The organism is Mesorhizobium sp. M7A.F.Ca.US.014.04.1.1 (assembly GCF_003998745.1).
Classification (GTDB): domain Bacteria; phylum Pseudomonadota; class Alphaproteobacteria; order Rhizobiales; family Rhizobiaceae; genus Mesorhizobium; species Mesorhizobium ciceri.
This window is the reverse complement of sequence record NZ_RZRW01000157.1, coordinates 1-10,825: the sequence shown is the minus strand read 5'-3', so window position 1 is coordinate 10,825 and position 10,825 is coordinate 1. Positions and strand designations below refer to the sequence as shown.

General features: G+C 63.2%; 11 protein-coding genes. 3 read left to right on the top strand and 8 right to left on the bottom strand.

Annotation, left to right across the window (positions count from 1 at the left end):
* The 7 genes from EOA22_RS13165 to EOA22_RS13135 all read right to left on the bottom strand — a co-directional run.
* Positions 1-1,090 (bottom strand): alpha/beta fold hydrolase (locus tag EOA22_RS13165; RefSeq protein ID WP_127390011.1); only part of this gene is annotated, 1,090 nt, incomplete at its 3' end.
* A gap of 113 nt (positions 1,091-1,203) precedes the next feature.
* Complete coding sequence (locus EOA22_RS13160) at positions 1,204-1,515, bottom strand: formate dehydrogenase subunit delta (RefSeq protein WP_013528015.1); 312 nt, start codon at positions 1,513-1,515, stop codon at positions 1,204-1,206.
* Entirely contained in the window at positions 1,505-2,335 is an 831-nt protein-coding gene (gene fdhD, locus EOA22_RS13155) for a formate dehydrogenase accessory sulfurtransferase FdhD (protein ID WP_024503374.1), read from the bottom strand. Before fdhD ends, EOA22_RS13160 begins: the two co-directional genes overlap by 11 nt.
* A gap of 2 nt (positions 2,336-2,337) precedes the next feature.
* Positions 2,338-5,250: a formate dehydrogenase subunit alpha gene (gene fdhF, locus EOA22_RS13150; RefSeq protein WP_024503375.1), complete on the bottom strand. Its 2,913-nt coding sequence runs from the start codon at positions 5,248-5,250 to the stop codon at positions 2,338-2,340.
* Positions 5,251-5,260: 10 nt separating this feature from the next.
* Positions 5,261-6,817 carry an NADH-quinone oxidoreductase subunit NuoF gene (locus EOA22_RS13145; RefSeq protein WP_013528012.1) on the bottom strand — a complete coding sequence of 519 codons (1,557 nt, stop codon included), beginning with the start codon at positions 6,815-6,817 and terminating at the stop codon, positions 5,261-5,263.
* Positions 6,814-7,293: a formate dehydrogenase subunit gamma gene (locus EOA22_RS13140; RefSeq protein WP_063169925.1), complete on the bottom strand. Its 480-nt coding sequence runs from the start codon at positions 7,291-7,293 to the stop codon at positions 6,814-6,816. Before EOA22_RS13140 ends, EOA22_RS13145 begins: the two co-directional genes overlap by 4 nt.
* Before the next feature lie 176 nt (positions 7,294-7,469).
* Positions 7,470-8,384, bottom strand: coding sequence for a LysR family transcriptional regulator (locus EOA22_RS13135; protein WP_063169926.1), 915 nt, complete (start codon positions 8,382-8,384; stop codon positions 7,470-7,472).
* A gap of 151 nt (positions 8,385-8,535) precedes the next feature.
* On the opposite strand from EOA22_RS13135, the gene EOA22_RS13130 reads away from it, so the two are divergent.
* Both EOA22_RS13130 and EOA22_RS13125 read left to right on the top strand, forming a co-directional pair.
* Positions 8,536-9,177, top strand: coding sequence for a DUF47 domain-containing protein (locus EOA22_RS13130; RefSeq protein WP_013528009.1), 642 nt, complete (start codon positions 8,536-8,538; stop codon positions 9,175-9,177).
* Between the two features lie 3 nt (positions 9,178-9,180).
* Positions 9,181-10,185, top strand: a complete 1,005-nt coding sequence (locus EOA22_RS13125; RefSeq protein ID WP_013528008.1) for an inorganic phosphate transporter — start codon at positions 9,181-9,183, stop codon at positions 10,183-10,185.
* 11 nt (positions 10,186-10,196) lie between these two features.
* On the opposite strand, the gene EOA22_RS13120 is transcribed toward EOA22_RS13125, so the two are convergent.
* Entirely contained in the window at positions 10,197-10,574 is a 378-nt protein-coding gene (locus tag EOA22_RS13120) for a VOC family protein (RefSeq protein WP_063169927.1), read from the bottom strand.
* Positions 10,575-10,603: 29 nt separating this feature from the next.
* On the opposite strand from EOA22_RS13120, the gene EOA22_RS38105 reads away from it, so the two are divergent.
* Positions 10,604-10,825 (top strand): hypothetical protein (locus EOA22_RS38105; protein ID WP_206521280.1); only part of this gene is annotated, 222 nt, incomplete at its 3' end.

Genomic DNA, 10,825 nt, shown 5'->3' with positions numbered 1-10,825 from the left:
CCCCTTGTGCGCTTGCCACGCCGATTTCCTGCGCCGCCTCGCGCAGCGCTGCCGCGCAGCGTATGGCGCGTGCCGGGCCGTCGAAGCGCGAAATCATCAACTCGCCATGCAGGCCCACAGAGCGCCCGCCATGGCGCCCGACCAGCAGCCGCCAGGTTTCCTGGAAGCGTTGGCTGCGTTCGCTCCACATCCGGTCGCCGAGCCGTGCCGTGTCGTAGATGCGTGTCACCAGCAGTGCGGCCAGCACGCGGTCTACTTCGCCCACGGCGCGTTCGCCGGTCAGGAATTCCTCGATCAGGTCGGCCACCCCATCGACATCGCCGGTCCAGATCGGATGGTCGCGTCCGGGAATCTCGACCAGTCGGGCGCCGGGGATCTTCTGTGCAAGGAAGCGGCTGGCGTCGGGGTCGACCCGCGCATCGTTGCGGCGATGGATTACAAGCGTCGGCGCGCTGATCACGCTCAGGATATGGCGGATGTCGACGTCGGCGTTCATGCGCGCCAGCGCCGCCGCCGCCGTCGGGCTCGCCGACAATCGTTCGAAACGTGCCCACCACTGGGCGAAATGCGCGTCGTCGACCCGGCTCGGCGCGAAATGGGGCAGCGTGGCGCCAGTGCCCCAGGCTGTCTCCGCCATCTCGATGAAAGCGTCGAGGCGTTCGGGCGACATCACCCATTTGTGGAAATGCGCATAGCCGCCATAGAGCGCCAGCGCCCGTGTCCGCTCCGGATAGGTGGCGGCGAACAGCATTGCCATCGGCGCGCCTTCGGAGGAGCCGAGCAGCGCCGCACGGCCGCTGCCAGCGGCGTCCATTACCGCGCGCACATCGTCTATCCGCGTCTCGAGACTGGGCAGGTTATGCGCGTCGACACGGTCGGACAGGCCGGTGCCGCGCTTGTCGAACAGGATCAGCCGAGAGAACGCCGAAAGCCGCTTCAAGAGCCTGGTGTAGCCCTCGTCTTCCCAGTGCAGGTCGAGGTTGGAAATGAAGCCCGGCACGAAGACGAGATCGAACGATCCCTGCCCGACCACCTGATAGGCGATCCGCACATCGCCGCTACAGGCGTATCGCGTCTCGATCGGCCTCACGAGATTTCCACCCCGGCCTGACGATTTCTGGTCGTCAAACCATAGCAGAACAGCGCAGATTGCGGCAGCTTAAACTTTAGCGATTGTGAATGTAAGTTGGCGCGGCTTGGCGGCTATTCCTGCGAGGCGGCGACGTCGGCAGGGGAGGGCTTGAGCCCGAGTTTGAGGTCGGCCGCAGCCGGCGTGATCGGTCGCTTGATCCTGGCGGAGGCGGCCACCACCAACTCGTTGAAGTTCCCGGTGCCGTCGTCCAGCATTTCGAAGAACTGCCGCCGCATCCTCGGCTCCCAGAACTTGTTGATGTGCTCGGCGACGCCGGCAATGCCTTCCTCGCGCGGCTTGGAATGGAAGAAGTCGGCGATCTGGTTTGCCATGCGCACCAGCTTCTCGGCAGTGCTCATAATGTGTTCTTCGTCATGCGACATGCTTGGCAACTCCGCAAATCACCCGGTCGGGGTGGGTGAAAATATCAAAATCGTCGCCGCGAACCAGCGCCACCAGCGTCATGCCGGACTCTTGCGCCGTGCGGATGGCAAGGGCGGTCGGCGCCGAGACGGCGATGATGAAGGCCGAACCGATAGAAGCCGTCTTCTGCACCATTTCGACCGAAACCCTGGATGTCACCACGACAGCACCGGATGCGCCCTCGATGCCGGCTTTGGCCAGCGCACCCGCCAGCTTGTCGAGCGCATTGTGACGGCCGACATCTTCGCGCGCCATGACGATGCCCTTGCCGGGCACATAGAAGCCGGCGGCGTGCACGGCTCCGGTCTCGGTGTGCAGCGGCTGCACTTTCGACAAAAGCTTGACCGAACGGACAATATCGTTGGCATCAAGCGTAAGCTTTGACACACCAACCGCATCGACCGAACGCATCGCTTCCTCGATCGATTCGATGCCGCAGAGCCCGCAGCCGACCGGACCCGCGAGCCTTCGCCGCCGCGCTTCGAAGCGCGTGTTGGCTCGGTCCTTCAGCCGGATCTGGATGTCGATGCCGGCGCCATGGTCCTCGACCTCGATGGTTTCGATCTCCTCCGGCGCAGCTACAATGCCCTCGGTCAGCGAGAAGCCAAGCGCGAAATCCTCGAAATCGGCCGGGCTTGCCATCATCACCGCATGCGTGGTGCCGGCAAAGGAGAACGCCACCGGCGTCTCTTCCGGCACCATGCGGTTCGCCGTAGCAGTGCCGCTGGCGCGGTGCGCCAGCCGCGATACCTGCGTCGTGGCTTTGCGCCGCGCGCTCAAGACTACTCCGCCGCCTGCAAAGACGCGATGCGCCGGCTCTGCTTGGCTTGCTCGTCATAGTCGCGCTGCCATTCCGACGGCCCATTGGAGGCGCCGACCTGCACCGCCGTCACCTTGTATTCCGGGCAGTTGGTCGCCCAGTCGGAGAAGTCGGTGGTGATCACGTTGGCCTGCGTGTCCGGATGGTGGAACGTCGTGTAGACCACGCCGGGCGACACCCGGTCGGTGATCAGCGCGCGCAGCGTCGTCTCGCCCGAGCGGCTGGTCAGCCGGACCCAGTCGCCGTCGCGCAAGCCGCGGTTCTCGGCGTCGTGCGGATGAATCTCCAGCCGGTCCTCCGAGTGCCACATGCTGTTGTCGGTGCGCCTGGTCTGCGCGCCGACATTGTACTGCGACAGGATGCGGCCGGTGGTGAGCAGCAGCGGGAAGCGCGGCCCCGTCCTTTCGTCCGTCGCCACATATTCGGTACGGATGAACTTGCCCTTGCCGCGCACGAACCCGTCGATATGCATGATCGGGGTGCCGAGCGGCGCCTTCTCGTTGCAGGGCCATTGCACGGACCCGACACGGTCGAGCAGCTCGAAGGAGACGCCGGCGAAGCTCGGCGTGGTCATCGCGATCTCGTCCATGATTTCGGAGGGATGCTTATAGTTCCAGTCCAGCCCGATCGCGCGGGCAAGCTCCTGCGTCGCCTCCCAATCGGCGTAGCGCGCCTTCGGCTCAAGAACCTTGCGCACCATGTTGATGCGGCGCTCGGCGTTGGTGAAGGTGCCGTCCTTCTCCAGGAAGGTCGAGCCCGGCAGGAAGACATGCGCGTAGTTCGCCGTCTCGTTGAGGAAGAGGTCGTGCACGACGACGCATTCCATCGCGGCAAGGCCGGCTGCGACATGCTTGGTGTCGGGATCGGACTGCAGAATGTCTTCGCCCTGGATGTAGATGCCCTTGAAGCTGCCGTCGACGGCGGCGTCCAGCATGTTGGGGATGCGCAGGCCGGGTTCGTCGTCCAGCTTTACGCCCCACAAGGTCTCGTAGATATCGCGCACGGCTTCGCCGGAGATGTGGCGATAGCCCGGCAGTTCGTGCGGGAAGGAACCCATGTCGCAGGAGCCCTGCACGTTGTTCTGGCCGCGCAGCGGGTTCACGCCGACGCCGGGCCGGCCGATATTGCCGGTGGCCATGGCGAGATTGGCGATTGCCATCACAGTGGTCGAACCTTGGCTGTGTTCCGTCACGCCCAGGCCGTAATAGATCGCGCCGTTGCCGCCGGTGGCGTAGAGACGCGCAGCACCGCGGATCAGCTCGGGATCGACGCCGGACAATTTGCCGACGGTTTCGGGGCTGTTTTCCGGCAAGGCGACGAACGATGCCCAATCCTGGAACTCCGTCCAGTCGCAACGTTCGCGGATGAAGGCTTCGTCGAACAAGCCCTCGGTGACGATCACATGCGCCAGCGCCGTCAGCACGGCCACATTGGTGCCGGGCTTCAGCGGCAGGTGGTAATCCGCTTCGATATGAGCCGACTTGACCATCTCGGTGCGGCGCGGATCGAGCACGATCAGCTTGGCGCCCTGGCGCAGCCGCTTCTTGAGCCGCGAGGCGAACACCGGGTGAGCGGAAGCCGGATTGGCGCCGATGATGACGGCGACGTCGGTGAAGTCGACGGAATCGAAATCCTGCGTGCCGGCAGACGTGCCATATGTCTGGCCGAGCCCGTAGCCCGTCGGCGAATGGCAGACGCGTGCGCAGGTGTCGACATTGTTGTTGCGGAAACCCTGCCGCACCATCTTCTGGACGAGGTAGGTTTCCTCATTGGTGCAGCGCGACGAGGTGATGCCGCCGATCGCGGTGCGTCCGTACTGGTATTGGATGCGGCGGAATTCCTTGGCGGTATGGGCGATCGCCTCTTCCCAGCTTACTTCGCGCCACGGATCGGTGACCTTTTCGCGGATCATCGGCGACAGGATGCGGTCCTTGTGGGTGGCGTAGCCATAGGCGAAACGGCCCTTCACGCAGGAATGGCCGTGGTTCGCCTTGCCCTCCTTGTAGGGCATCATGCGAACGACTTCGTCACCCTTCACCTCGGCCTTGAACGAGCAGCCGACGCCGCAATAGGCGCAGGTGGTGACGGCCGAGCGCTCCGGCAGGCCCTTGGCAAGCACCGTCTTCTCACGCAGCGCATCGGTCGGGCAGGCCTGGACGCAAGCGCCGCAGGACACGCATTCCGAATCGATGAACGCCTCGTGCATTCCGGCCGAAACCCGGGATTCGAAGCCGCGTCCCTCGATGGTCAGCGCAAACGTGCCCTGCACTTCTTCGCACGCCCGCACGCAGCGCGAGCAGACGATGCATTGCGAGGCATCATAGGTGAAATAGGGGTTGGATTCGTCGCGGGCGATGTAATCGACTGCCAGCGAGCCATGGCCGGGCGCCACGCCACCTTCCGGCTTGACGTGGTTGCGGCCCTCGATGCCGTAGCGGTTCTCGGTCAGGCCGATCGACTTCGCCACCGCGTCGAACTCGCTGGCGCCGGTTCCGGCCTGTTCGTTCCAGCCGGTCGGATGGTCGGAGACATAGAGCTCCATGACGCCACGGCGAATGGCATCGAGCCGCTCGGTCTGCGTGCGCACGATCATGCCTTCGCCGACAGGCGTCGTGCAGGATGCCGGCGTGCCGCCGCGTCCTTCGATCTCCACAAGGCAGACACGGCACGAACCGAAGGAGTCCAGCATGTCGGTGGCGCAGAGCTTCGGGATTTCGACCCCGCCCTCCATCGCGGCACGCATGATCGAGGTGCCTTCCGGCACGGTGATGCTGCGCCCGTCGACGTTCAGCGTGACCTGCTTCTGCGCCTTCGATTGCGGGGTTCCGTAGTCAATCTCTTCGACGAGGGATGGGAAGTCGGCCTTGATGTTCATCTGCCAGCTCCTATTCGGCAGCCACGCGCACGGGCGCGGGCTTGAAGTCGTCGGGGAAATGGGTGATCGAGCTCATCACAGGGTAGGGCGTGAAGCCGCCCAGCGCGCAGAGCGAGCCGAATTTCATCGTGTTGCAGAGGTCGGTGACCAGAGCGAGGTTCTTCTCCGGCTCGATGCCCGCGGCGAGTTTGTCGATGGTCTCGACACCGCGCGTCGAGCCGATGCGGCAGGGCGTGCACTTGCCGCAGCTTTCGATGGCGCAGAATTCCATGGCGAAGCGCGCCTGTTTCAGCATGTCGGCGGTGTCGTCGAACACCACGATACCGGCATGGCCGATCAGCCCGTCCTTGGCCGCGAAGGCTTCATAGTCGAATGGCGTGTCGAACAGCGCGCGCGGGAAATAGGCGCCGAGCGGTCCGCCGACCTGCACTGCCTTGACCGGCCGGCCGGTGGCCGTGCCGCCGCCGATCTCGTCGACGATCTCGCCAAGCGTCATGCCGAAAGCGGCTTCGAACAGCCCTGCAAATTTGACATTGCCGGCGATCTGGACCGGGATCGTGCCGCGCGAGCGGCCCATGCCGAAATCCTTGTAGAAGGCCGCACCCTTGTCCATGATGACGGGCACAGAGGCTAGGCTGATGACGTTGTTGATCACCGTCGGCTTGCCGAACAGCCCCTTATGCGCAGGCAGAGGCGGCTTTGCCCGCACCATGCCGCGCTTGCCCTCGAGCGAATCGAGCAGCGCCGTCTCTTCGCCGCAGACATAGGCGCCGGCGCCGACCCGGATCTCCATGTCGAACGCGTGAGGGGAACCCAGCACGCTGGCGCCAAGAACGCCGGCCTTGCGGGCGATCTCGACGGCCTTGTTCATCGCCGCCACCGCATGCGGATATTCCGAGCGGACATAGACGAAGCCCTTGGTCGCGCCCGTGGCTATACCGGCGATCGTCATGCCTTCGATCAGCACGAAGGGATCGCCCTCCATGATCATGCGGTCGGCGAAAGTGCCGGAGTCGCCTTCATCGGCGTTGCAGACGATGTATTTGCGGTCGCCTGCTGTATCGAGCACCGTCTTCCATTTGATGCCGGTCGGGAAGCCGGCGCCGCCGCGTCCGCGCAGGCCCGATTCGGTCACCTCTGCGACGATGGCGGCAGGCGTCAGCGCCAGCGCGTTCATCAATCCATTCAACCCGCCATGTTTTTTGTAGGATTCGAGCGACAGCGGATCCGTGACGCCGCAGCGCGCGAAAGTCAGCCGCGTCTGCTTGGCCAGGAAGGGGATCTTGTCCGGCGCGCCCAGCCAGCGTTTATGATGGCCGCCGGTAAGGAAGCCGCTGTCGAACAGGCTTTTGACGTCGGACGGTTTGACCGGCCCGTAGGCGATGCGGCCGTTGGCTGTAGCGACTTCGACCATCGGTTCGAGGAAATAGGCGCCGCGCGAACCATTGCGCACGATCTTGGCCTCGATGCCGCGCTCGGCGAGTTCGCCGGCGATCGCCTTGGCGACCTTTTCGGCGCCAAGCGCCAGCGCACCGGAATCGCCGGGAATGTAGATACGCGGGATCATGAGCGCACCTCTGCAACGATCTCGTCGAGCTTCTCGTCATCGAGCCGTCCGATCACCTCGCTATCGAGCATGGCGGCGGGCGAACAGGCGCACAGGCCGAGACAGTAGACCGGCTCCAGCGTCACCGAACCGTCGCGGGTCGTTTCATGAAAGCCGATGCCCAGCAGTTGCTGCAGCTTGGCGGCGATGGCATCCGAACCCATGGACTGGCAGGATTCCGCCTGGCAGAGCTTCAACACATGCCGGCCTGCCGGATGGCTTCGGTAATCGTGATAGAAGCTGACGACGCCGTGCACCTCGGCCCTGGAAATGTTCAGCGCCTCGGCGATGACCGGCAGCGCATCCTTGGGCACATGGCCGAACTCTTCCTGGATGCCGTGGAGGATCGGCAGCAAAGGGCCTTCGAGCCCCTTCATCTCCTGGATGATCGCGGCCGTGCGCGACATAATCTCGGTACTTGCAGGCTGCATTGTCATGCAGCGCCCTCCCTATCGTAGCGACCCACGCATATCGGCCAAAAGCATCAAGCTGTTTTGGAACAACGACATGCGCGTGCCGCTTTATCGCTAAGTGCTTAAGAAATCAGAGAAAACCTCTGAAATCAATAAAGCGGTTTCGTTGTACGATAGAAATTTTCTATCGTTCCGTTTGACTAACCCTGTCTAGCGGAACGGTTGGCATGGAAATCGTCCGCCAGCGCCATTGCCTCGTCCAGCAGCGCCGAGACCAAAGGTGTGTGCGGTTCGCGCGGTGTCGCCACCAGGCCGACCGTGTGGCTGGCGTCAGGTTCGATGATTGGAATGGCGCGGATCGGTTCGGAAAAGCCGAATGTTTCCGCAAGGTTGAGCGGCATGATCGACGACCATTTGCCGGTGCGGATGTGCGAAAACAGCACGATCATCGAATTGGATTCCAGCGTCGGTCGCACCTGCACGCCGGCTTCGGCCAGATGCTGGTCGATGATGCGGCGGTTCTGCATGTCCGGCGTCAACAGGCACAGCGGCAGGTTTGAGAGCTCCGCCCATGTCACTTTGTCGCGGTCGGAATAAGGATTTCCCATCGCGGTGATCAGTTGGTAGCGCTCGTCATAGAGCGGCACGCTGGTCACCCGCCCCAGCGGCTCGTTGTCGAGATAGGTGATGCCGGCATCGATGTCGAAATTGCCGAGCAGCGACAGCACCTCGATTGAGGTCCGCGACAGCACCGAAAAGGTGACGCCGGGATGCTTTTCGCGAAATGGCGTCGTCAGCCGCGGCAGCATGGCGAGCGCCGTCGGGATGGCGGCGATGCGGATACGGCCCGAAAGTCCGTGGCGCGCCGCCCGCATTTCCTCGCGCATGGTCCTGGTGTCGCCGACGATGCGGCGTGCCCACACCAGCACCTGTTTTCCCTCCGGCGTCAGCCCCTGGAAGCGTGAGCCGCGCAGAACCAGCATGACGCCAAGCTGGCCTTCCAACTGCTTGATGCCGGCCGACAGCGTCGGCTGCGTGACGCCGCACACCTCCGCCGCCCGGCCGAAATGCTCCTCCCTGGCGAGCGCGATGAAGAATTCCAGCTTGTCGATCATGTGATCTTTCCGGTCGTTCGCTGCAAGGTCGGGGAAATTGTGCTCTACCGCAAGCGCCACGCACAATTGCCCTGCATCCACACCTTTAAGCCGGCTACCTGTTTCCCGCGGCTGAATGCGGCGCTATGTGGATGAAACTGGGAGATCGACCATGCTGGGCTGGTTCCGCAAGCTTTTGCCGCGCGAAGATCGCTTCTTCGACCTGTTCGAACGACATTCCCGCACCGTGGTCGGCGGCGCCGAGGCGCTGGAGCAGCTTCTCCAGGGCAGGGATATCGATCTCTGGTGCCAGAAAATCATCGATCTCGAAGATGAGGCCGACCACATCACCGCGGAAGTCCTGCTGGCGGTACGGCGCTCCTTCATCACGCCTTTCGATCGCGGCGACATCAAGGACCTGATCCAGTCGATGGATGACGCCATCGATATGATGCACAAGACGGTCAAGACGGTGAAGCTGTTCGAGCGCAAGGAGTTCGATCCGCTGATGCAGGAAATGGGTGGCGTCATCGTCGCCGCCGCCAAGCTGGTGGCCGAGGCGATCCCGCTGCTCAACAAGGTCGCAACGCATACTGTGCGCCTCAACGCCATCGCCGAAGAGGTGATGCGCGTCGAAAGCCGGGCCGACGACCTGCACGAGCAAGGGCTGAAGGATCTCTTCAGGAAGCACGGCAGCAGCGATCCGATGGCCTATATGATCGGCAGCGAGATTTATGGCCAACTGGAAAAGGTGGTCGACCGCTTCGAGGACGTCGCCAACGAGATCAGCGGCATCGTCATTGAGAATGTCTAGGTGATGGAAGCAACCATTGCCTTTCCCGTGCTGGCCGGCCTCGTCGCCGTCGCACTGTTCTTCGACTTTCTCAACGGCCTGCACGACGCCGCCAATTCCATCGCCACCATCGTTTCCACCCGCGTGCTGCGGCCGCAATATGCGGTGCTGTGGGCGGCATTCTTCAATTTCATCGCCTTCATGTTCTTCGGCCTCCACGTTGCCGAGACCGTAGGCAAAGGCATCGTCGACGTCAGCATCGTCACCCCGGCGGTGATCTTTGCAGCCCTGGTCGGCGCCATCGTCTGGAACATCGTCACCTGGATCGCCGGCATCCCTTCGAGCAGCTCGCATGCGCTGATCGGCGGCCTGGTCGGCGCCGGTGTGGCGAAGGCAGGCGTGGGCGCCATCGTTTGGACCGGGCTTGGCAAGACGGTCGCGGCAATCGTCTTGTCGCCAGCGACGGGCTTTATCCTGGCGCTCGTCCTGGTTCTCGTCGTCTCGTGGCTCTTCGTGCGCCAGACGCCGTTTGCGGTCGACAGCACCTTCCGCGTCATGCAGTTCTTTTCCGCCTCGCTCTATTCCCTCGGGCACGGCGGCAATGACGCCCAGAAGACCATGGGCATCATCGCCGTGCTGCTCTATTCGCAAGGCATGCTCGGCGCGACTTTCTACGTGCCGCTGTGGGTGGTCCTCACTTGCCAGTCGGCACTGGCGCTCGGCACCCTGTTCGGCGGCTGGCGCATCGTCCACACCATGGGCTCGAAGATCACCCGGCTGAACCCGATGCAGGGTTTTTGCGCCGAAACCGGTGGGGCGATCACGCTGTTTGCGGCGACCTGGCTCGGCGTTCCCGTATCGACCACCCACACCATCACCGGCGCCATCATCGGCGTCGGCGCCGCCCGCCGCGTCTCGGCCGTGCGCTGGGGCATTGCCGGCAACATCGTCATCGCCTGGATCGTTACCTTGCCGGCCACCGCTTTGATTTCGGCGCTCACCTACCTCGCGGTTGGCCTGGCGAGGTGAGGTGAAGAAATCTACCTGTCCACAAGGTTCAGGATGTTGCCGTCTGGATCCTTGAACCAGGCAACTTTCATTCCGTAACCGACGTGGAGATCGCCCTCCAGCGTCAAGCCCGGCATCTGATAGTGCTCGAAGGCGACGCCCTTCGACTTCAGCTCCTTGACGATGTTGCCGATCTCGTCGCCAACCATCCAGGTCACCGCTGTCGCCTTGTTGGTTCCGGCAAATTGGGAATGATAGACGTTGAGGGTGGTATCGCCGCTTTTGTACACGATCAGTTCGCCCCCCTCATCCTGCACCTGTTTCAGGCCAAGCGTTCCTTCGTAGAAAGCCTTGGCCTTTGCCAGATCGCTTACCGCCAGATTTGCCGTTGCGTTGCTGTTTGCGAGCATAATCGCCTCCTTCTCGGCTTGTCGGTCCCGTGCTGGTCGTTGAAATAGGTCGCTGCGATCGTTTGGCGACTGTCGGCTGGATTGATTGCTGGCCGCATCGGCGCTCGCTTATCTGGAGGACGTTTGGCGCGGATGAAATCCGGCAGGACCCGCCGGTTTTTCAGGCACGCCAAGACAGCCATTGCTCCACGGCTTGGTTCTGTCCGGAAACTGCATTATCTCAGGTGCAAGCTGCATCTCAGGCGCAGGCT